Below are 19,389 nucleotides of genomic sequence, written 5' to 3'. Positions count from 1 at the left end.
CTCTCATAGCTCGTCGATCGCCCCCAGGATGAGGTCGCGCGACTCCCGGGCGCCGGCCGCCGTGGCGACCAGATGCTCGAAGACGCGGCTGTACTCCCTGACCTGTTGGCCTTCGAGATAGAGGCTACCCGCGCGGGTCTCGACGTAGACGACCCCCGGATCGGCCGGCTCGGGGAAGGCCAGCACGCTGAAGGCGCTGCCCATCGACCCGTACTCGCCGGCGCCGAACGTCAGGATCTGGATGGTGCGGCCGGGCCGATCGGCCTCCTCGGCCAGTCGCCGCAACTGCGCCGCGAACAGCTCCGCGCCGCCGACCGGCCGCCGTAGCGCTGCCTCGTCCAGCACCACCCAGAGCTTCGGCGGAGTTTCGGTGTCCTGACGGCGCATGCGCAACTCCACCCGCCGGTCGACCTCGTCGCTCGGAGCGTCCGGATGCTCGGCGCGGATGACCGCGCGGGCGTAGTCGGCGGTCTGGAGCAGACCCGGAATCAGTTGTGGCTGGAACGCGCGGATCTCGGACGCCTCGGCCTCCAGCCCGACGTAAACCTCGAACCAGTCCGGCAGCACGTCGTCGTACGCCTGCCACCAGCCCCGCTTGCGGGCGTCGCGGGCGACCTGGACGAGCGCGTCCACCTCGTCGCCCTCCACGCCGTACAGCTCAAGGAGCCCACGGGCGACCGGCGGCATGACGGACACCTGGGCGTTCTCGATGCGGCTGATCGCCGACTTCGAGATGCCCACCTCCTTGGCGGCCTGGTCGGCGGTCATGCCGGTCTGTTCACGGAGGCGACGCAGCGCAGCGGCCAGGCGTCGACGTCGGACGGTCGGGCTTCCAGTCATGCCGGTCAGTGTGGCGGAACCGGACGAGCTTCGCAATGACACGCTCCCGAATCGGGAGTTGCGTAGAGGGTGCAGTTCGCTGCACGATGGGTGAGTGGCCGGATCGGCTGGGTTACCGGTTTGTCGACCTGAGTCACGTGCTGTGCCCTGCTGACGTACTGCTGGTCGAAGGCTGCGGTGGCAGGTGCCGGGGTGGGTCCGCCGGTGCGGGGCGGGCCGGCGGGCCCGCCCTTCCACGGTTCGATCTCGACGGTGAGAGAGGCAGGTCCTGTCATGCGCGTCTTCCTCCGGCGTGTCCGGCGTCGCCGACGGTCGGTCCTCGGATCGACCTGCTACCGCTCCTCCGCCTACCACCCGCTGCGCCCCTGGCAGGTTCGTGAGCGGAGCTTCCGGCCGACCCCGCTGGGACGGCGCGGGCTCGATCCGCAGGAGGTGCGGGAGTTCCTCGACCGCGTTGCCGGTGACCTGTCCGCCGTCTACGACGCACTGGCGCAGAGCCGCCGGGAGACGGACCGGATCAAGAACGCGCTGCGCCGCTGGCAGTCGGAGCAGGCCCAGGCGCGCAACGAACGGGGATACGACAGATGACCGAGCGATGGGTGATCCACCTGCCGGTCGTCGTCAACGACCTGCTCTCCGCTCAGCGGCTGGCCCGCGTGGTGGCGCACTGGACCCACGTCCTGCCGCAGACCGAGCCGGGCGGCACCACTGTCTCGGCGGAGGACGACCAGAACGTCCGTCACTGGGTGTTCTGCGACCGGTTGCTGCCCGGTGGGCAGCGGTGTCTGCTACGGCCCGGACACGACGACGAGTGCTCCCGGCGGTTCCGGCCGCGATGAGCATGCGCCGGAGCAGCGTCGGACGCCCGCAACCGGAAGCGGAATATGCACGAGCCGCGGTCGAGAACATCGGTTATGCAGTGACCGACGAGGACGTCGAGCGGGCCCGCCGGAGGCTGGCACAACAGCCGCCGATCACCGACGAGCAGCACGACCGGAACATGGAGTGGCTGCGCCAATTCGGGGGCGACAGGGCGGCTGGCGCGTGAACGGGCTCGTCCTGGACACCTCGGCGCTACTCCCGGCGGCCCCACCCGGCATCGAGGCCCGGAGTCGGTCAGTCGGCCTTTCCGGCCGGGACGACCCACGTCGTCGGCTGGCCGGTGATCGCGGTGATCAGGTCGAAGTCACCGTCGTAGTGCAGAACGGTCACGCCATGCCGTTCGGCTGTCGCGGCGATCAGCAGATCGGCCATCGAGAGCGCTCGGTGGTTGCCCTTGTGCAGCGCCTGCACCTGGACGTCGATCGCACGATCCCAGATGTCGTCGGGCATGGCGAGCCAGTCGAAACCGCGGAGCAGCCACCGAGCGCGCTTCGCGTCCTTGGCCGAGCGGGCGCTGTGCACGACCTCGATCTCGATGGCGCCGCAGACCGCCAGCAGGCCGCGATCGGACAACTCGTCCAGGACCGGTGCCACGGCGGGCTTCGGCCACCGGGCCAGCGCCGACTTGTCGAGGAGGTAGCGCTCCCGCGTCATGCCGCTTCGGGCTTCGACGCCTGCCCCGGGTCGGTGAGGTCCGGCAGGCCGCCGCTCTTGAGCCAGTCGGCGAACTCCCGTCGTTTCTCCCGGTTGACCACTTCCTGAAGCGCGGCGTTGACGGTGGCCTTCTTGGTGCCGGTACCGAGGATCTCGGCGGCCTCGGCCAGGAGTTCATCGTCGACGTCGAGAATGGTGCGGGACATGGCATGCCTCCTCGTCCAGCGGGCGAACGAGGTGATGATATCAAGTTTTCGGTTTCTTGATATACGCATGCGGAGGTGTCGGGCTGGGTCAGCGCCGTCGCGGGGCCTCGGCGACCACCGTCGGGGAGAACTCGTTCGCCGCCTCGACCGCCCACTCCAGCGCGAAGTCCGCCTCCTCCTCCCAGCCCGGTTCGCCGCCGACGAAGTGCGACCGGCCGGGGAACTCCCGGTAGCCGGTGAGCGCCGTCGAACTCCGGTAGAGGTTGGCGATCGAGCTGGCCAAGGTTGCGGGCACCACGTGGTCCTCGCCGCCCGCGGTGATCAGCAGCGGGGCGCGGTCGCTGCGCTTCTTGTCGATCTCGGTGGCCGAGTTCGGGTCCAGGTTGGCGAACGCGGCCTCGAACAGCACGTGCCCGGCGCCCGGTACGGCGTACCGCTCCCAGGCCGCGTCGGACTGCTCCTGGCTGATGGTGTTGCCGAAGGCGTACCGGAAGGCCTCCGGGGTGAACGGCACGGCGCGGTGCCGGTTCGCCGGGTTGTGCAGGATCGAGTACCCGGAGCGCAGCGTGCTGGGCGGCAGCTTCAGCACACCCCGTACCGGCGCGGGGTGCACGGCGACCACCGCGGCGCCGAGGCGGCGGTCCGCCAGCAACTGGGCGATCAGGCCGCCGAACGAGTGGCCCATGATGATCGGCGGGCGCGGCAGGTCCCTGATGATCGCCGCGTAGTGGTCGGCGATGTCGGCGATGCGCTGCGCGGCGATCGGCGCGGGGTCGGCCCGCAGCTCCTCCACCTCGCGGTCCATCCCGGGCCAGGCGGGCGTGAGCACCTGGAAGCCGCGCGCTGAGTACCGCTGCGCCCAGTGCTCCCAGCTCCGCGAGGTCATCCAGAGCCCGTGGATGAGCACTATCGTGTCGACCCGTCCCGTCGGTGCGCTCATGTCCGCCTCCCCGTTTCGCCGCTGGACGGCCCGCGCGTACCCGGACTGGGCGCCGGCAACCCTGTTTGATCGAACAGTCGGGAGCCGGCCGGCGACCCGGGTGATCGCTGTCCTGAGTCGACTGTCAGGATGAGGACATGACGGTCAGACTTGCCGACAGGGTCGCCCTGGTGACGGGTGGGAGCCGGGGAATCGGCGCCGCCGTCGTGCGCCGGCTGGCCGAGGACGGCATCCACGTCGCGTTCACCTACCGCACCGCGGAGGACAGCGCGAAGTCCGTGGTGGCCGAGATCGAGGCGTACGGGCGGACCGGCCTGGCGATCAACGCGGACAGTACCGACGCGTCGGCCGTGGTCGGCGCCGTGGAGCGGACCGTCGCCGAGTTGGGGCGGCTGGACATCCTGGTCAACAACGCCGGCGTGTTCGCGGGCGGGCCGATCGAGTCGGTCAGCCTGGACGCCCTGGACCGGGCGATCGCGGTGAACGTGCGCGGGGTCTACCTCGCCACCCAGGCGGCGGTGCGCCACATGGGTGCGGGCGGGCGGATCGTCAACATCGGCAGCAGCTTCGCCAGTCGTGTCCCGGCCCCCGGGGTGAGCGCCTACGCGATGACCAAGAGCGCCGTGAACGGGCTGACCCGGGCGCTCGCCCGGGAACTCGGTCCGCGTGGGATCACCGTCAACCTGATCCTGCCCGGCTCGACCGACACCGACATGAACCCGGCGGACAGCGTCGGCGCGGACGGGCAGCGGTCGCACATCGCTCTCGGCCGGTACGCGGAGCCGGAAGACGTGGCGGCTACTGTCAGTCACCTGGTGGGCGCCGGCGGACGGCACATCACCGGCGCGTCGATCGCGATCGACGGCGGCGCGACGGCCTGAGCGGCCCCAGAGCGTCCGGCGTCGGCGGTGTGACCGCCTGACAAATGTCACGGCCGGAAGGTGACTGCCGCTCCGGGGAACCGGACACCCGGCACCGGAGCATCGTGGGCATGACCGAACCCGCACCGGCCGTCGACCTGGCCGGACTCACAAAGACCTTCGGCCGGGTGACCGCCGTCGACGGGCTCGACCTGCGGATCGCCCCCGGTGAGGTGGTGGCGTTCCTCGGCCCCAACGGCGCCGGCAAGACCACCACCGTCGACATGCTGCTCGGGCTGGCCCGCCCGGACGCCGGCACCGTGCGCCTGTTCGGCGGTGAACCGGCCGACGCCGTCCGGCTCGGCCGGGTCGCCGCCGTGATGCAGACCGGCGGCCTGCTCAAGGACCTCACCGTCGCCGAGACGGTACGGATGACAGCGCACTTCTACGGCCACACCCGGCCGGTGGCGGAGGTGCTGGAGCGCGCCGGCATCGCCGGGATCGCCGACCGGGCGGTGGGCAAGTGCTCGGGCGGTCAGCAGCAGCGCCTGCGGTTCGCGCTCGCACTGCTGCCCGACCCGGACCTGATGGTGCTGGACGAGCCGACCACCGGCATGGACGTCGAGGGCCGCCGCGACTTCTGGCAGGCGATCCGGGCCGACGCCCGCTCCGGCCGGACCGTCCTGTTCGCCACCCACTACCTGGACGAGGCCGACGCGTACGCGGACCGGATCGTGCTGATCCGCCAGGGCCGCGTGGTCGCCGACGGCACCACCGCCGAGATCAAGAACCTGGCCGCCGGGCGGGTCGTGCGGGCCACGCTGCCCGGCGCCGACCAGGCCGCGCTCGCCGCGCTGCCGGGCGTGCGGTCGGTCGAGGTACGCGGCGACGTGGTCCTCGTGCACAGCGAGGACTCCGATGTGGTCGCCCGGCACCTGCTGACCCGCACGGACGCCCGGGACCTGGAGATCACCTCACGCAACCTCGAGGACGCCTTCCTCACCCTGACCGCCTCCGCCTGAACCGACCTCGGGGAGTCCTGCCATGACCGCCACGACCTCGTCCACCACCGGCACCCGCGCGGCCGACCGCCGCCCGCCCGCCCTCGGCGGCTTCTGCGCGCCGGTGCTCGGCATCGAGATACGCCGGGTGCTGCGCAACCGCCGTACGCTGCTGTTCATCCTGGTCATGCCGGCCGTGTTCTTCCTGTTGTTCGGGCTGCCCACGCGTGGGGAGAAGTTGGACAACGGGCTGCCGGTCACCGGCTGGATCATGATCAGCCTGGCCGTGTACGCGGCGATGGTCGCCACCACCAGCGCCGGCGCGGCTGTCGCCACCGAACGCGCGCTGGGCTGGAGCCGGCAACTGCGGCTGACACCGCTGCGCCCGGCCGCGTACGTGGCGACGAAGGTCGCCACCGCGATGGTGCTCGGCCTGCTCGGCGTACTCGTCGAGTTCGCCGTCGGCGCCGCCTCCGGGGTCCGGCTGCCCGCGCACGTCTGGGTGGAGTCCGGCCTGACCGCCTGGATCGGCGCGCTCGTGTTCGCCGCCTTCGGGCTGTTCGTCGGCTACCTCGCCCCGGCCGAGAACGTCATGCAGTTCATGGGCCCGGCGCTGGCCATCCTGGCCATGCTGGGTGGCCTGTTCGTCCCGCTGGACCTGCTGCCCGACGTGATGCGGCAGATCGCCGAGTTCACCCCGGTGTACGGGGTCGGTCAGCTCGCGCGGGCGCCGCTGACCGGCACCGGGGTGGACTGGGCGGCGGTGGCGAACGTGACCGCCTGGACCGCGTTCTTCGGACTCGGCGCGGCCCGGCTGTTCCGCCGGGACACCACCCGTGTCTGAGCGGGGTCTAGCGTGGTCGGCGTGACGTCGCCGCCCGGTCCGGCCCGGCCGGTGAACCGCCACTGGCGGTTCACCGGCTGGCTGCTGGCGGCGGTCTGGCTGTTCTTCCTCAACATCCCGTTCACCACCGCACTGGACCAGCCGCAGATGTGGCGGCGGCTGGTCGGGATCGGCTCGCTCGTCGCGTTCGCCGTGGCGTACGTGCTGATCTTCGAATGGGCCCGGGCCCGGCGGCAGCGCAACCTGCCGGTGCCGCCCGGCCGGGCCCGGCTGCTGATCGCCGTGCTGCTCGCGCTCGGACTAGCCGGGATCCCCGGCACCGGCGGCGACTGGCTGACCACACTGGTCTTCGTCGCCGCTGCGGCGGTGTTCCTGCTGCCGTCGGTGGAAGCGCTGGCCGTGGTGGTGCTCGCCGCGGCGGCGCCGCCGGTGACCGCGCGTCTGGTGCCCGGCTGGGAGCACGAGAGCACGCTCGTCTTCGCGGTGCTGCTCGCCTCGTTCGCGATGTTCGGGGTAAGCCGGCTGGCCCAGCGCAACGGCGAACTCCAGGCCGCGCAGCAGGAGATCCGCCGGCTGGCGGTGGCCGAGGAACGCGCCCGCGCCGCCCGGGACCTGCACGACATCCTCGGGCACTCGCTCACCGTGGTGGCGGTCAAGGCCGAGCTGGCCGGCCGGCTGATGGAACTGGACCCGGCCCGCGCCGCCACCGAGATCGCCGACATCGAGCGGCTCGCCCGGGAGGCGCTGGCGGACGTGCGGAGCACCGTCGGGGCGTACCGCGGGGTGGATCTGGCCTCCGAACTGGCCGGCGCTCGGTCGGCGCTGGCCGCCGCGGGGGTCGTCGCGGAGCTGCCGGAGTCGGTGCCGCCGCTGCCGGTGGACCGCGACGAGCTGTTCGGCTGGGCGGTCCGCGAGGGGGTGACCAACGTGGTGCGGCACAGCGGTGCCCGCCGGTGCGTCATCCGGGTGGAACCGTCGGCGGTGGAGGTACGCGACGACGGCCGGGGCCCGGCGGACCAGCGGGGCACGACGGCCGGGCACGGCCTGGCCGGACTGCGGGAACGGGCCCGGCGGCTGGACGCGACGGTGACGGTGGCGCGGCCGGACGACGGGCGTGGTTTCCTGCTCCGGGTGACCGTGCCCGGGGCGGTTGCGGACGGAGGGGCGCGACGGTGACCGAACCGATCAGGCTGCTGCTCGCCGACGACCAGGCGCTGGTCCGGGGCGCGCTCGCCGCGCTGCTGTCGCTGGAACCGGACCTCACAGTGGTGGCCGAGGTGAGCCGCGGCGACGAGGTGGTGCCGGAGGCGCTGCGCACCGGCCCGGACGTGGCGTTGCTCGACGTGGAGATGCCGGGTCTGGACGGGGTGGCCGCGACCGCCGCGCTGCGGGCCGCGCTGCCGTCCTGCCGGGTGCTCGTGGTGACCACGTTCGGGCGTCCCGGCTACCTGCGCCGGGCGATGGAGGCGGGTGCGAACGGCTTCGTCGTCAAGGACACCCCGGCGCGGCAGCTCGCCGACGCGGTCCGCCGGGTGCACGCCGGGCTGCGGGTGGTCGACCCGGCGCTCGCCGCCGAGACGCTCGCCACCGGGCCGAGCCCGCTCACCGAACGGGAGACCGAGGTGCTGCGTACGGCGCGCGGCGGCGGCACGGTGGCCGAGCTGGCGGCGACGCTGCACCTGTCCGAGGGGACCGTCCGCAATCATCTCTCCGCCGCCATCGGCAAGACCGGCGCCCGTAACCGGGCCGACGCGGTGCGGGTGGCCGAGGCCAACGGCTGGCTGCTGGGCTGAGCCCGGTCAGGGCAGGCGGTCGACCACCACGAAGGCGGTGCCCGGCTCGACCTCGGTCAGCAGTAGGCGCTGGGCGCTGCGGGTCAGCCGGATGCAGCCGTTCGTGACGTTCCTGCCGAGCGTCTCGTCGTTGTACCAGCTGTGCAGTCCGATGTGGGCGCCGCGCAGCCCGGTCGGCACCGCGCCGGGGTCGTCGGGGATCGCCCCGAGGGCGAAGATGTCGACGCCGCCGTAGACGGCCTGCGGGGGCGGGGTGCGGCCCAGCACGAACGTACGGCCCAGCGGGGTGAGCTGCCCGGACATGCCGAGGCTGACCGGCCAGGTGCGCATCGCGCGGCCGTCCCGGCTCCAGGTGAGGCGGTGGGTGCGCCGTTCCACCACGATCTGGTCGCGCAGCACCACTGTGGTCCAGCCACCCGACGGCAGCCAGGCGATGGTGCGGTTCGCCGACGGCAGCAGCACCGCCGTCCAGCCGGAGCGGCGGTCGACGATCGGCACGGTGAGCCGTACGCCGCTGATGGTCGGCGCGAGGAACGCCAGCGGGCGGCCGCCCGGTGCGTCGTAGGCGGCCACGTTCCGGTTCGGGCGCAGCCCCTCGCTCAGCGGGCGGGTGTCGGCCGGGTCCGGGTCGGGCGGGAAGCCGCGCGGCGCCGGGTCGTAGGTGACCACCGGCAGGTCGTCCGGCGGCGGCGCGGCGGGCGGCACCGACTCCACCGGCGACGGACTCGGCGCGGCGGTCGTGGCAGGGGGTGCGGCGGCGGGTGGCGTCGCCTGGCGCGCGGGCGCGGCGGTGAGCGCGCGGCCGACCAGCAGCGCGGTGACGAGCAGCAGCGGTACGGCGAGCGCGGCGATCAGCCAGCCGGGAGGCCGGCGCATGGCGAACCGGTCGAACAGCACGAAACCGACTGTAACCGACCGGAAGCCCTCGTACCCGGTACTACGGGTACGAGGGCTTCGCGGTCCGGATGGCTCAGCTCAGCTTCGCGCCGATGTGGATGGCGATCGCGTCGTGGGCGGGGACGTTCGCGGCGAACCAGCCGGACGAGTCCACCGTGATCACCGGCCCGCTGCACGAGCCGTTGCTGAACGTGCCGTGGACGACGTCGCAGTAGCGGCCCGCCGGCAGCCCGGTGTAGTACGAGCGGCCGTTCACCGCGCTGTCCTCGTCGTTTATGGTCAGATATCCCTTGCCGGTACGGCTGAACGCGATGTGCTGGTAGCCGTTGTCGTACCAGTTGGAGACCCCGGCGCCCTCGGTGGCGTTGCGGAAGCCGACCATGTTGGCGATCACCGGCCAGCGGTGCTCGCACTCCCAGCCCGAGTAGCAGGTGACGTTGGTGATCCGGTTGCTGCCGTCGGCGGGCGGGCCCTGGTCCCGGCCGCTGTAGGTGAAGCTCGACATCACCGCCGGGGTGCCGTACGGCCAGGCGAGCATGAACGCGTTGGCGAGCGCGTACGTGCCGCGGTTGCGGTAGGTCAGCACGCCACCCTCGCGCTGGGTGTCGTGGTTGTCGGTGAAGACCACCGCCTTCGCGCTCGACAGGTAGCCCCAGGACTCACCGAAGTTCCTCAGGTACGCCAGCCGCTCGTTGTTGAACATCCGGGCCAGGTCCTTGCCGTACCGGAACTCGTGCACGTCGCCGTTGCCGGTGTACTCGGTCGGCTGGATCGGCTCACCGGCGCCGTAGATGACCTCCTGCACCAGGTATGCGCTGCGGGACAGCTTGGCCTTGATCGCGGCGATGTCGGCCGCCGGCATGTGCTTGCTGCCGTCCAGCCGGAAGCCGTCCACGCCGAGTGAGAGCAGGTCGTTGAGGTACGCGGCCAGCCGGCCGCGCACGTACTCCGACTCGGTCTTGAGGTCGGCGAGGTTGACCAGCTCGCAGTTCTGCACCTCGTACCGGTCGTTGTAGTTGGCGATGTCGTTGTTGCCGTTGCGGCCGCAGTAGTGGAAGTCCTGCGCCGAGTAGACGCCCGGGTAGTTGTAGTGGCCGTACGACGAGCCGGCCCAGCCGGTGCCGCCGTTCTCCTGGCCGGACATGTGGTTGACCACGGCGTCGACGATCACCTTGACGCCCGCGGCGTGGCAGGTGTTCACCATGGACTGGAACTGCGCCCGGGTGCCCTTGCGGGACTCGATCCGATAGCTGACCGGCTGGTACGACACCCACCACGGGCTGCTGTTGACGTGCTCCTGCGGCGGGGACACCTGAACGTAGCCGTAGCCCTTCGGGCCCAGGGTGCTGGTGCACTCGGCGGCGACCGAGGTCCAGTTCCACTCGAAGAGCTGGACGATGACCTTCTTGGCGCCGGGGGTGGCGGCGGCGGCCGGGGGTGCCGCCGCGGTGAGGGGAACGAGCAGGCTCGCGGCCAGGCTCAGGGCGAGCGCCGCGGCGCGGCATCGGCGTCGATGCATCAGGACTCCTGCGGGGTGCGGGGGATGCGGGGGAGTGGAGCCTGTATCAGTGCCGGCTTCTTGCAACCGGACTGAAATTTTGCGGCAAGGTTACGAGCCTGTTGCAAAGTCTGTCAACGCATGGGCATCCGTCGTTGCGTCAGGCGCTACACGCGCGTCCGGTCCGGACGGTTCGAGAAACCGGCCGAGAAATTCGCCACCGGAGGTGATCCGTCCGCGCCGTCCCTCCGTACCTGAGTGGGGAGCAGGGTCGGCCGGTGGGGGCGCCGCCGCGAGACGATCGAGGAGCAGATGGCCCGGGCACAGCAGAACGAGAAGGCGACGACCGTCCGGACCACCAGCACCAGCCGTGGTGCCCGGACGATGTCGAAGTCCGCGATGGTGGCGCTGACCGCCTCCGCGCTCGGCCTCGCGTGGGCCGGTGTGGAGCTGGCCGGCGCCGGCGGCGTCATGTACTCGTACGGATTCTTCTTCACCGAGTTCTTCGCCGGGGTGGTCGCCCTGGTCTCGCTCAGCATCACCGTGATGCTGGGCCTGCTCGCCACCGACCGCCTGGTGCTGCTCATCCGGCACCGCGTGCTGCTCCAGTCGGCGCACCGGGCCACCGGCGTGCTCGGCGTGGCCGGACTGGTCTTCCACGTCATCACCAAGGTCGCGATCGGCCGGGCCGGGCCGACCGACGCGGTGGTGCCGTTCCTCAGCGGCAGCGGCCTCTACGTCGGACTGGGCACCGTCGCCGCGCTGCTGATGGTGGGCGTGCTCTGGACCGGGCTGGTCCGGGTCCGGTTCGCCGGCGTCGGTCCGAAGTGGTTCTGGCGCGGACTGCACTCGACGGCGTACGTGTCCTGGCCGTTCGCGCTCGTACACGGCCTCAACGCCGGCCGGCCCGCCGCCGGCTGGGTGGTGCTGAGCTACCTCGCCTGCGTGGTGCTCGTGGTGATGGCGTTGCTGGTGCGCGTCTCGGTCCACCTCGGCAAGCGCAGCCGCGAGCAGCACCAGGCCGTCGCGCTCAACAAGGCGATGGCCGGCAAGGGCGAGGAGCGTACCGGCGTGTTCGCCGCGCTCACCCGCAAGAAGGCCGCCGACAAGGAGGACAAGGGCGCCGGCCGGGGCCGCTGGGCCGAGGCGAGCGCCACCTGGACCGCCCCGGCCGGCACCGCCCGGCGGCGCGACCCGGAGCGGTTCGCCGTACCCGTGGTGCCGGAACCCGGGTCGCTGCGCGAACCGGTCCGCGCAGCAGCCGCCCGCCGCCGCGACGAGGAGCGCGAGCCCGTCGCCCGCGCCCGCGACGAGGAGGTGGCGCCGGCCCGCCGGACCGGCGGCGAACGGCCCCGCCGCCGTCGCCGCGACGACGAGGAACGCGTGACCCGCCGCTCCCGGACCGAGGAGCGGGTGAGCCGCCGCTCCCGCGACGACGAGGACCTGGTGGCCCGGTACTCGGCGCCGCCGGAGAGCGGCGGCCGGCACTCGGCGCCGCCGGACACCGGTGGCCGCCACTCCGCGCCCCCGGACAGCGGCCGGTACGCCACCGCGGCCGAGGTGGCCCGCTACTCCGCGCCGCCGCGCGCCACCGACGAGCCGGAGGAGCCGTGGGACAGCCCGCGCCGCTGGGAGACCCGCCCGGTCCCCGGTGAGCCGATCTCGGCCGGCCCGATCTCCGGCACCCCCCTCTCGGCCGAACCGCTCAGCGGATCCGGCCGCCGCTACCGCGACGAGGAGGACGTGCCGGAGGAGCCGGACTACTGGCGCCCGCCGGCCCGCTACGCCGCCGACGAGGCGTTCGTCGACGACACCCCGACGCTCGTCGACCTCGCCTCCCGCCGGGCGATGCGCGCGGGCAAGGAGAGCCGGTCCGGCCGCCGCAAGCGGGCCGACGCGGACGCGGTCGACGGCGCGTACTGGGCCGGGCTGCGGGGTGAGGCGCGGTGACGCGTACGACCGTCCCGCCGGTCGCCTGTGTCGGCGAGCCCCGCCTGACCGCCGGGTTCGCCGAGTTCGGCCGGCTCGACCTGCTCGCCCACGAGGAGGTGCACGGCCCGATCGGCCCGATGGAACCGGCCGCGCTGCTGCGGCTCGCCGAAGCCATCGACCTCAAGGGCAAGGGCGGCGCGGGTTTCCCGTTCGCCCGCAAGCTGCGCGCCGTGCTGGAGTCCTGCGAGCGGCAGGACCTCGGCGCCGTGGTGGTGGTGAACGCCACCGAGGGGGAGCCGGCGAGCTGGAAGGACAAGGTGCTGCTCACCCGCGCCCCGCACCTCATCCTGGACGGCGCCGCGCTCGCCGCGTTCGCGCTCGACGCCGAGGAGATCGTGATCGGGGTCGCCGACGACGACGTGGGCCGGCCCTCGCTGACCGAGGCGCTGCGGGAACGGCGGATGCCGGTGCCCACCACGATCGTCACCGTGCCGCACCGGTTCATCTCCGGTGAGGGCGGCGCGCTCGTCAACGGCATCAACGGCCTGCCGCACATCCCGCCCGGCACGAAGAAGCGCTCCAGCGACTCCGGCGTCGGCGGGCTGCCCACGCTGCTGTCGAACGCCGAGACGTACTCCCAGCTCGCCGTCGCCGCCCGGATCGGCCCGTACGAGTACGCCGCCCTCGGCACCGACGACGAGCCGGGCACCGTGCTGCTCACCGTCACCGGGTCGGCGAAGCGCCCCGCCGTGGTGGAGTGCGCCGCCGGCACCCCGCTGCGCGAGATCCTCGACCTGTGCGAGGTGCCGCCCGGCCCGGGCATCCTGATGGGCGGCTACCACGGCAAGTGGATCACCGCGGCGGCCGCCGAGCGGGCCGAGGTGTCCCGCAAGGGGCTCACCGCCGTGGGCGGCACGCTCGGCGCCGGCATCATCGTGCCGCTCGGTGCCGACACCTGCCCGCTCGGCGAGGCCGCGCAGGTGGTGCGCTACCTCGCGGGCGAGTCCGCCGGGCAGTGCGGCCCGTGCAAGATGGGCCTGCCCGACCTGGCCCGCTCGGTCGACCTCGCGGTCTCCGGCAGCGCACCGGTCGAACTGGTCCGGGCCGCGGCCGGCGACGTCAAGGGACGCGGCGCGTGCAGCCACCCGGACGGCACCGCCCGGTTCGCACTGTCCGCGATGGAGGTGTTCGCCGACGACCTGCGGCTGCACGCCACCGGCGAGGGCTGCGGAAAACGGGTCAAGGGCATGATGGGCCTGCCCGGCGCGCCCGACGCCAACCCGCAGAAGCTCACCCTGGACTGGTCGCGCTGCGACGGTCACGGACTCTGCGCGCACGTGGTGCCGGACTTCATCCGGCTCGACGGCAACGGCTACCCGGCGTTCCCGCCCACCCCGGTGCCGACGTGGCTGCGTGAGGGCGCGCTCAAGGCGGTAAAGGTCTGTCCCGAACTCGCGCTCCGCCTCGTCCGGGCCGAGTAGAACCAGGAGCCGCCGATGCGTACCGCCGTTCGTGTCACAGCCGCCGCCCTGCTGGCCGCCACGCTCGCCGCCGTGACCGCCTGCGCCGCCGGGCCTGAGCCCGGCGCGCGGGACGCAGCGGTCGCCCCGGCGCCCCCGGCCGCCGCCTCCCCGTCCGGGTCGGCATCCGCACCGGCGTCCGCGTCACCGGCCGTGGTGCCGGCCGCGCTGTCGTTCACCGGCAAGACCCTCGACGGTACGGCGTTCGACGCCGCCGCCCTGGCCGGGCGGCCGGTAGTGCTCTGGTTCTGGGCGCCCTGGTGCGCCACCTGCGCCAGCCAGGCGTGGACGGTGGCCGAGATCGCCCCCGCCTACCGCGACACCGTCCCCATCGTCGGCGTCGCCGGACTCGGCGAGCAGAAGGCCATGAAGTCGTTCGTCAGCGAGTTCGACCTGGCCGGCACGACACAGATCGACGACCGGGCGGGCGCGCTGTGGCGCCGGTTCAAGGTGGCCGAGCAGAGCACGTTCGTCGTCCTGGACCGCACCGGCCGGGTCGTCCACCAGGGATTCCTGGACGGCGAGGCGTTGACCCGGCAGGTCGAGACGCTGGCCCGGGGATGACCGGCGCGCTGCTGCTCGCCCTGACCGCGGGCATGCTCGGCGCGGTCAACCCGTGCGGCTTCGCGATGCTGCCCGCGTACCTGTCGTTGCTGGTGGCCGGCCCCGACGGCGGGCGCGGCACGGTCGGCCGCGCGCTCACCGCGACGGCCGGGCTCACTCTCGGGTACGTGCTGGTGTTCGGCGCGTTCGGGCTGGCCCTGGCACCGGCGGCGGACTGGCTGCGGCCCCGGTTGCCGTGGCTGACGCTGACGCTCGGCGTGCTGCTGGCACTGGCCGGATGCTGGCTGCTCACCGGCCGGCGGCTGCCCGCGCCGCGCCCGTTGCGCGTCGCGCCCCGGCTCACCCGCACCTGGCCGTCCACGGTGCTCTTCGGTGCGGCGTACGCGCTCACGTCGCTGACCTGCGCGATCGCGCCGTTCCTGGCGATCGTGGTGACCAGCCTGCGGGCCGGGTCGCCGCTGCGCGGGCTGGCGCTGTTCGGGGCGTACGCGCTGGGGATGGCGCTCGTGGTCGGCGTGGCCGCGCTCGCCGTGGCGCTGCTGCGCGGCCGGGTCGTGGCGCTGCTGCGCGGCGCGGGCGCGTGGGTGCCGCGGCTGAGCGGCCTGGTGCTGCTGGTCGCGGGCGGCTACGTCGCCTGGTACGGCTGGTACGAGGTACGCCTCGCCCAGGGCCGCTACGACGCCTTCACCGACCCGGTCATCCGCACCGCCGCCCGCATCCAGCAGTCGTTGGTGAGCGCCGTCGACACGCTGGGCCCCGCCGTCCTCGCGGCGCTGCTCCTGCTCCTCCTCGCCGCCCTCACCCGCCCCCGCCCCCGCCCTCGCTCCCGCGATCTTGCAGTTGGCGCCCGGGCAGAAGGGGTGAAGCGGACTTCTCGCGGGCCGGAAGTGCAAGATCGCGGGGGAGCGGCGGGGGCGGGGGAGCGGGTCAGCGCGCGGTGAGGCGGTCGGTGCCGAGCTTGTCGCGGAGGACCTCCGGGACCACCACCGAGCCGTCGGGCTGCTGGCACTGCTCCAGGATGGCCGGGAACAGGCGGCTGGTGGCCAGCGCCGAACCGTTGAGCGTGTGCACGAAACGGGTCTGCTTCGCGCCCGGCTCGCGGTAGCGGATCGCCGCCCGGCGCGCCTGGTAGTCGCCGGCCCAGGAGACCGACGACACCTCCTTGTACTTGCCGGTGCTCGGCATCCACACCTCGACGTCGAGCGTCTTCTTCATCGAGGCGCTCGCGTCACCGGCGGCGAGCAGGCTGGTCTGGAAGTGCAGACCGAGCTTGCCGACCAGGCCCTCGACGTGCCCGACCATCGCCTCCAGCGCCTCGCCCGCCTGCTCCGGCAGCGTGAACTGGAAGATCTCCACCTTGTTGAACTGGTGGCCGCGTACGGTGCCCCGCTCGTCGGAGTGCGAACCGGCCGCCTCGCGCCGGTAGCACGGCGTGTACGCGAACGCCTTCAACGGCAGCTTCGGCGTCTCCAGGATCTCGTCCTGGTACGCGCCGAGGATCGCCGTCTCCGCCGTGGGCAGCAGGAACTGGCCGCGCGAGGACGACTGCTTGTCGATGTGGTAGACGTCGTCGTGGAACTTCGGGAACTGCCCGGCGGCGAAACCGGCGCTGTCCAGCAGCAGGTGCGGCGGGAGCAGGAACTCGTAGCCGGCCTGGATGTTCTGCTCGATCAACCAGTTCACCAGCGCCCACTCCAGCCGGGCGCCGAGACCGGTGTACATCCAGAAGCCCGAGCCGCCGAGCTTCACGCCCCGCTCGTGGTCGACCAGGCCGAGCGCGCGGCTCAGCTCCACGTGGTCGCGTACCTTCTCGATGGCCGGCGCCTCGCCGAACGTGCGCACCACCCGGTTGGCCTCCTTGCCGCCGGGGACCACGTCGTCGGCGGGCAGGTTCGGCAGCTCGCTCATCGCCGAGCGGAGCCGGGACTGCACCTCGTCGAGCTGGGACTCCAGCTCCGCGAGCTGCTTGCGCTCGGCCTCCGGGGCGACCGGCTGCGGCGTGCCGCCGGACCGTTTCGCCTCCGCGTACGCGCGCGCCTCGGCCTTGCGGCGCTGCCGCTCGGCGTCGATCTCCGTGATCAGGGCGCGTCGTTCCTGGTCGAGCCGCTGGATGTCGTCCAGCGCCCGGGTGACCTCGGCGGGATCCAGACGCTTCGCCAGCGCGGTCGCCACCGCCTCGCGATCCTTCCGGATCAACTCCATGTCGAGCATGCTGCTCGTACGCCTCCGTCCAGGCAGTCAGGTGGGACCTCCAGATGCTACCGTCGCGCCCCCGCCGCCCCGGCCCGGCCCGCGCAGCCCGCCGCCTCGAGGCCCTTTCCGGTGACGGAGTGTGGTGGTTCAGCCGTCGACGGGGCGTGCTCACGTTCCGTGATGGTGCTCCGGTGCCCGTGCGGCCTCGCTGCGAATCGTCAGCCCGCTGACCTGGTCAACCTCGCGGCTCCGCTCTCCGGCGGACATGCCTCTCCGGCGACTTTGCTCTGCAGCCACCGACGCGGCGTTCGACGGAGCGTCAGCGTCGCGCGGATGGCTGCAGAGCAAAGTGCGCAAGGGGTGAAGCACGCGGGAGGGCAGCGGCGTCACGCACGGTCACGGATCGCTGTCGCTATGCGGGTGCCGGCACCGGTGAGCGCGCACCGTCAGAGGCGTACCGGCATCAGGACCGAGAAGGCGTGCGCGTCGTCGGGCCGCCGCACGGCCAGCGGGGCGATCGGGCCGTCCAGCTCCAGCACGAGCTGGCCGTCGCCGGACCCCAGGGCGTCCAGCAGGTACTCCCGGTTGACCGCCACGCGAAGCGCATCCGCGCCGCCGCCCGCGCCGTTCGGGTCGACCAGGCGCAGCTCGCCGCGGCCGTCCAGACCGAGCGCCACCACCTCGTGCTCGGCGCCCTCGTGCGCGCGGTGACAGACCGGGACGCCGTCGGCGGTGAGCGCCGCCCGCAGCGCCGCGCCGTCGAACGGGATCCGGTACGCGGGTACGTCGCCGAGCTGCGCCCGCAGCAGCCGCCGGTAGTCGGGGAAGTCGTACGGCAGCGGCACCGCGGTGAGCGGCCGGCCCGCCACCGTGACGGTCACCCGGTCGGTGGCGACGACGACGTCGGCGGATTCGGCGCCGTCGGCGTCCAGCAGCGCGCGGAGGTCGTCCACAAATGCGACCGGCAGCAGCGCGCTCACCGGCGGGCCGTCGACGGTGCCGCCGACCCGGGCCACTGCCAGCCGGTGCCGGTCGGTGGCGACCAGCCGGACACCGTCCGGCTCGACCTCTACGAGCACGCCGGACAGGACCGGCAGGCCGGGGTCGGCGCCGACGGCGAAGCGTACGGCGTCCACGGCGGCGGCGAGGTCGGTGCGGGACAGCACGAGGCGGGTGGTCACGATGGTCTCCTCCGGGTCGATCAGGCTACGGATCCGGGAGAGTTCGCGACGCGCGTCGGCCAGGCCGTCCTCCAGGCGGCGCAGGTGCGCGTCCAGCAGCCGGTGCACCTCGGCCGGCCGGTGCCGGTTCCGCAGCGCCTCGGCGATGCCAGTCAGCGGCATCCCGACCCGGCGCAGCCCGGCCACCAGGCGGGCCGGGCCCACCTGCTCCTCGGTGTACCAGCGGTAGCCGGTCACCGGGTCCACCCGGGCGGGGGCCAGCACCCCGGAACGGTCGTAGAACCGCAGTGCGCTGACCGTCAACCCGCTGGCCCGGGCCAGTTCGCCGATGCTGCGAAGCTCGCTCTCCACAGCCGTCATCCTGTGACCTCAAGCGGGTCGAGGGTCAACCTCACGCCGGCAGCGTGCGGAACGTGATGCCCGCTCGTACCAGCCGGTCCAGCAGCGCGTCACCCATAGCCGCAACCGGCGTGACCTGCCCGGCGGTCTCCGGCAGGTCGTCGAAGGCCAGGCAGAGTGCCGACTCGGCCAGCATCTTGGCCGTCTCGTCGTAACCCGGGTCGCCGCCGGCCACCTCGGTCACCACCCGCCGGCCGCCGCCGGTGCCCACGAACCGCACCCGGAACCACGACCTGGCCCGCTGCTCGGCGGTCGGCCCCTGCCCGGAGGCGAGCCGCCCGAGCAGCCACCGCCGCGTCGGCGCCACCTTCACCAGCCCCACCACACCGGCCAGCCCGACGCCCGCGACCAGCACCGTGGGCAGCCGCTTCATCGCCGCGAAGTGCCGGTAGCGGAAGTCCGGGCCGTACTCCGGGCGGGCCGCCGCGGATCGGCGGACCACCTGCGGGTCGATGGTGGGCAGCGGCACCGCCCACTGGCCGAACTCGCGTACCCGGCCGACCTTGCCCGGGACCGCGCGGACCCGGCGTCCCTCCGGGCCGGGCTCCATCGCCCGGCGGGCCCGCGCCGCGCGGCTCATCTCACCGGTACGGGAGAACGCGGTGAGCGCCGAGTGGTACGTCCCGGCGGAGAACCGGCCACCGGCCCGGACGTACCCGTCCACGGCGATCGGCCCGTCGGCCGGCAGTTGCTTGACCGTGTACCAGACGCCCAGGTCGTGCGGGATCGAGTCGAAGCCGCAGGCGTGCACCAGGCGTGCCCCGGTGCGCACCGCCTCGGCGTGGTGCCGCACGTACATCCGGTCCACGAACTCCGGCTCGCCGGTGATGTCGAGGTAGTCGGTGCCGGCCGCGGCGCATGCGGCGACCAGCGGCTCGCCGTGGTGCACGTACGGGCCGACGGTCGTGGCGACCACCCGGGCGCTCTGCGCCACCGCGCGCAGCGACGCCGGGTCGGTCACGTCGGCGGTGAGCAGCGGCAGCTCGGCCAGGGCCGGGTCGATCGCGGCCAGCCGGTCCCGTACCGCTGCGAGCTTGTCCGGGTTACGCCCGGCGAGGGCCCAGCGCAGCCGGTCCGGCGCGTGCCGGGCCAGGTATTCGGCGGTCAGCCCGCCGGTGAAGCCGGTGGCGCCGAACAGGACGAGGTCGTACGGACGGTCTGCGCGCATCCGCCGAGTGTGCCATC

21 protein-coding genes are annotated in these 19,389 nt (G+C 73.2%); 12 read left to right on the top strand and 9 right to left on the bottom strand.

Annotation, left to right across the window (positions count from 1 at the left end; genetic code table 11):
• Positions 1 to 3: 3 nt before the first annotated feature.
• Positions 4 to 840, bottom strand: a complete 837-nt coding sequence (locus O7611_RS20985; RefSeq protein ID WP_194802263.1) for a helix-turn-helix domain-containing protein — start codon at positions 838 to 840, stop codon at positions 4 to 6.
• 273 nt (positions 841 to 1,113) lie between these two features.
• Between O7611_RS20985 and O7611_RS20980 the strand changes: the two genes are divergently transcribed.
• Genes O7611_RS20980 through O7611_RS20970 form a run of 3 tightly spaced genes read left to right on the top strand, consistent with a single transcriptional unit; the run spans position 1,114 to position 1,888 of the window.
• The gene (locus tag O7611_RS20980; protein ID WP_194802262.1) at positions 1,114 to 1,428 is read left to right on the top strand and encodes a DivIVA domain-containing protein; all 315 of its coding nucleotides are present in this window, start codon (positions 1,114 to 1,116) and stop codon (positions 1,426 to 1,428) included.
• Positions 1,425 to 1,679, top strand: a complete 255-nt coding sequence (locus O7611_RS20975; protein ID WP_194802261.1) for a hypothetical protein — start codon at positions 1,425 to 1,427, stop codon at positions 1,677 to 1,679. The genes O7611_RS20980 and O7611_RS20975 overlap by 4 nt, the downstream gene beginning before the upstream one ends.
• Positions 1,676 to 1,888: a hypothetical protein gene (locus O7611_RS20970; RefSeq protein ID WP_194802260.1), complete on the top strand. Its 213-nt coding sequence runs from the start codon at positions 1,676 to 1,678 to the stop codon at positions 1,886 to 1,888. Before O7611_RS20975 ends, O7611_RS20970 begins: the two co-directional genes overlap by 4 nt.
• 68 nt (positions 1,889 to 1,956) lie before the next feature.
• Here the strand turns inward: O7611_RS20970 and O7611_RS20965 are convergent, their stop codons facing one another.
• The 3 genes from O7611_RS20965 to O7611_RS20955 all read right to left on the bottom strand — a co-directional run bounded on the left by O7611_RS20965 (position 1,957) and on the right by O7611_RS20955 (position 3,522).
• A complete protein-coding gene (locus tag O7611_RS20965) occupies positions 1,957 to 2,376 on the bottom strand; it encodes a PIN domain nuclease (protein WP_194802259.1) in 420 nt (139 codons plus the stop codon).
• Positions 2,373 to 2,582: a type II toxin-antitoxin system VapB family antitoxin gene (locus tag O7611_RS20960; protein WP_194802258.1), complete on the bottom strand. Its 210-nt coding sequence runs from the start codon at positions 2,580 to 2,582 to the stop codon at positions 2,373 to 2,375. Before O7611_RS20960 ends, O7611_RS20965 begins: the two co-directional genes overlap by 4 nt.
• Before the next feature lie 88 nt (positions 2,583 to 2,670).
• A complete protein-coding gene (locus O7611_RS20955) occupies positions 2,671 to 3,522 on the bottom strand; it encodes an alpha/beta hydrolase (RefSeq protein ID WP_269697441.1) in 852 nt (283 codons plus the stop codon).
• Positions 3,523 to 3,659: 137 nt separating this feature from the next.
• Between O7611_RS20955 and O7611_RS20950 the strand changes: the two genes are divergently transcribed.
• The 5 genes from O7611_RS20950 to O7611_RS20930 all read left to right on the top strand — a co-directional run bounded on the left by O7611_RS20950 (position 3,660) and on the right by O7611_RS20930 (position 8,020).
• Positions 3,660 to 4,403, top strand: a complete 744-nt coding sequence (locus O7611_RS20950; protein ID WP_269697440.1) for an SDR family NAD(P)-dependent oxidoreductase — start codon at positions 3,660 to 3,662, stop codon at positions 4,401 to 4,403.
• 110 nt (positions 4,404 to 4,513) lie between these two features.
• Entirely contained in the window at positions 4,514 to 5,404 is an 891-nt protein-coding gene (locus tag O7611_RS20945; RefSeq protein WP_269697439.1) for an ABC transporter ATP-binding protein, read from the top strand.
• 22 nt (positions 5,405 to 5,426) lie between these two features.
• Positions 5,427 to 6,227, top strand: coding sequence for an ABC transporter permease (locus tag O7611_RS20940; protein WP_269697438.1), 801 nt, complete (start codon positions 5,427 to 5,429; stop codon positions 6,225 to 6,227).
• A gap of 21 nt (positions 6,228 to 6,248) precedes the next feature.
• Positions 6,249 to 7,403 (top strand): sensor histidine kinase, encoded by a 1,155-nt coding sequence (locus tag O7611_RS20935; protein ID WP_269697437.1) that lies wholly within the window; start codon positions 6,249 to 6,251, stop codon positions 7,401 to 7,403.
• Positions 7,400 to 8,020, top strand: coding sequence for a response regulator transcription factor (locus O7611_RS20930; protein ID WP_043329150.1), 621 nt, complete (start codon positions 7,400 to 7,402; stop codon positions 8,018 to 8,020). Before O7611_RS20935 ends, O7611_RS20930 begins: the two co-directional genes overlap by 4 nt.
• A 6-nt stretch (positions 8,021 to 8,026) precedes the next feature.
• On the opposite strand, the gene O7611_RS20925 is transcribed toward O7611_RS20930, so the two are convergent.
• Both O7611_RS20925 and O7611_RS20920 read right to left on the bottom strand, forming a co-directional pair.
• Complete coding sequence (locus O7611_RS20925) at positions 8,027 to 8,917, bottom strand: L,D-transpeptidase (RefSeq protein WP_269697436.1); 891 nt, start codon at positions 8,915 to 8,917, stop codon at positions 8,027 to 8,029.
• 73 nt (positions 8,918 to 8,990) lie between these two features.
• Entirely contained in the window at positions 8,991 to 10,436 is a 1,446-nt protein-coding gene (locus O7611_RS20920) for an alpha-amylase (RefSeq protein ID WP_269697435.1), read from the bottom strand.
• Positions 10,437 to 10,673: 237 nt separating this feature from the next.
• Here O7611_RS20920 and O7611_RS20915 point away from each other — a divergent pair, with 237 nt between their 5' ends.
• From O7611_RS20915 to O7611_RS20900, 4 genes are read left to right on the top strand one after another with little or no spacing between them, the layout of a single operon-like run.
• Positions 10,674 to 12,365, top strand: a complete 1,692-nt coding sequence (locus tag O7611_RS20915) for a ferric reductase-like transmembrane domain-containing protein (RefSeq protein ID WP_269697434.1) — start codon at positions 10,674 to 10,676, stop codon at positions 12,363 to 12,365.
• A complete protein-coding gene (locus O7611_RS20910) occupies positions 12,362 to 13,828 on the top strand; it encodes an NADH-quinone oxidoreductase subunit NuoF family protein (protein ID WP_194802253.1) in 1,467 nt (488 codons plus the stop codon). Before O7611_RS20915 ends, O7611_RS20910 begins: the two co-directional genes overlap by 4 nt.
• Before the next feature lie 15 nt (positions 13,829 to 13,843).
• The gene (locus O7611_RS20905; protein WP_194802252.1) at positions 13,844 to 14,431 is read left to right on the top strand and encodes a TlpA family protein disulfide reductase; all 588 of its coding nucleotides are present in this window, start codon (positions 13,844 to 13,846) and stop codon (positions 14,429 to 14,431) included.
• Positions 14,428 to 15,372, top strand: a complete 945-nt coding sequence (locus tag O7611_RS20900; RefSeq protein ID WP_194802251.1) for a cytochrome c biogenesis CcdA family protein — start codon at positions 14,428 to 14,430, stop codon at positions 15,370 to 15,372. The genes O7611_RS20905 and O7611_RS20900 overlap by 4 nt, the downstream gene beginning before the upstream one ends.
• Here O7611_RS20900 and serS read toward each other — a convergent pair.
• From serS to O7611_RS20885, 3 genes are all read right to left on the bottom strand, one after another.
• Positions 15,359 to 16,642 (bottom strand): serine--tRNA ligase, encoded by a 1,284-nt coding sequence (gene serS / locus O7611_RS20895; RefSeq protein ID WP_269697433.1) that lies wholly within the window; start codon positions 16,640 to 16,642, stop codon positions 15,359 to 15,361. The genes O7611_RS20900 and serS overlap by 14 nt on opposite strands.
• A 428-nt stretch (positions 16,643 to 17,070) precedes the next feature.
• On the bottom strand, positions 17,071 to 18,165 hold the full coding sequence (locus O7611_RS20890) for a DNA polymerase III subunit beta family protein (protein WP_194802249.1): 1,095 nt from the start codon (positions 18,163 to 18,165) through the stop codon (positions 17,071 to 17,073).
• Between the two features lie 31 nt (positions 18,166 to 18,196).
• On the bottom strand, positions 18,197 to 19,372 hold the full coding sequence (locus O7611_RS20885; RefSeq protein ID WP_269697432.1) for a saccharopine dehydrogenase family protein: 1,176 nt from the start codon (positions 19,370 to 19,372) through the stop codon (positions 18,197 to 18,199).
• Positions 19,373 to 19,389 lie beyond the last annotated feature (17 nt).

This window comes from Micromonospora sp. WMMC273, assembly GCF_027460285.1.
GTDB lineage: Bacteria > Actinomycetota > Actinomycetes > Mycobacteriales > Micromonosporaceae > Micromonospora > Micromonospora aurantiaca.
Note: the sequence above shows the minus strand (reverse complement) of the source record. Positions and strands in the feature narration are given on the sequence as shown.

What these genes read in the sequence shown, in the direction of transcription:
- O7611_RS20970 (WP_194802260.1), top strand. Translation starts at nt 1,676, where the DNA reads ATGAGCATGCGCCGGAGCAGCGTCGGACGCCCGCAACCGGAAGCGGAA.
- O7611_RS20905 (WP_194802252.1), top strand. Translation starts at nt 13,844, where the DNA reads ATGCGTACCGCCGTTCGTGTCACAGCCGCCGCCCTGCTGGCCGCCACG.
- O7611_RS20980 (WP_194802262.1), top strand. Translation starts at nt 1,114, where the DNA reads ATGCGCGTCTTCCTCCGGCGTGTCCGGCGTCGCCGACGGTCGGTCCTC.
- O7611_RS20940 (WP_269697438.1), top strand. Translation starts at nt 5,427, where the DNA reads ATGACCGCCACGACCTCGTCCACCACCGGCACCCGCGCGGCCGACCGC.
- O7611_RS20955 (WP_269697441.1), bottom strand. Translation starts at nt 3,522, where the DNA reads ATGAGCGCACCGACGGGACGGGTCGACACGATAGTGCTCATCCACGGG.
- O7611_RS20985 (WP_194802263.1), bottom strand. Translation starts at nt 840, where the DNA reads ATGACTGGAAGCCCGACCGTCCGACGTCGACGCCTGGCCGCTGCGCTG.
- O7611_RS20950 (WP_269697440.1), top strand. Translation starts at nt 3,660, where the DNA reads ATGACGGTCAGACTTGCCGACAGGGTCGCCCTGGTGACGGGTGGGAGC.
- O7611_RS20945 (WP_269697439.1), top strand. Translation starts at nt 4,514, where the DNA reads ATGACCGAACCCGCACCGGCCGTCGACCTGGCCGGACTCACAAAGACC.
- O7611_RS20960 (WP_194802258.1), bottom strand. Translation starts at nt 2,582, where the DNA reads ATGTCCCGCACCATTCTCGACGTCGACGATGAACTCCTGGCCGAGGCC.
- O7611_RS20900 (WP_194802251.1), top strand. Translation starts at nt 14,428, where the DNA reads ATGACCGGCGCGCTGCTGCTCGCCCTGACCGCGGGCATGCTCGGCGCG.
- O7611_RS20890 (WP_194802249.1), bottom strand. Translation starts at nt 18,165, where the DNA reads ATGACGGCTGTGGAGAGCGAGCTTCGCAGCATCGGCGAACTGGCCCGG.
- serS (WP_269697433.1), bottom strand. Translation starts at nt 16,642, where the DNA reads ATGCTCGACATGGAGTTGATCCGGAAGGATCGCGAGGCGGTGGCGACC.
- O7611_RS20920 (WP_269697435.1), bottom strand. Translation starts at nt 10,436, where the DNA reads ATGCATCGACGCCGATGCCGCGCCGCGGCGCTCGCCCTGAGCCTGGCC.
- O7611_RS20975 (WP_194802261.1), top strand. Translation starts at nt 1,425, where the DNA reads ATGACCGAGCGATGGGTGATCCACCTGCCGGTCGTCGTCAACGACCTG.
- O7611_RS20885 (WP_269697432.1), bottom strand. Translation starts at nt 19,372, where the DNA reads ATGCGCGCAGACCGTCCGTACGACCTCGTCCTGTTCGGCGCCACCGGC.
- O7611_RS20965 (WP_194802259.1), bottom strand. Translation starts at nt 2,376, where the DNA reads ATGACGCGGGAGCGCTACCTCCTCGACAAGTCGGCGCTGGCCCGGTGG.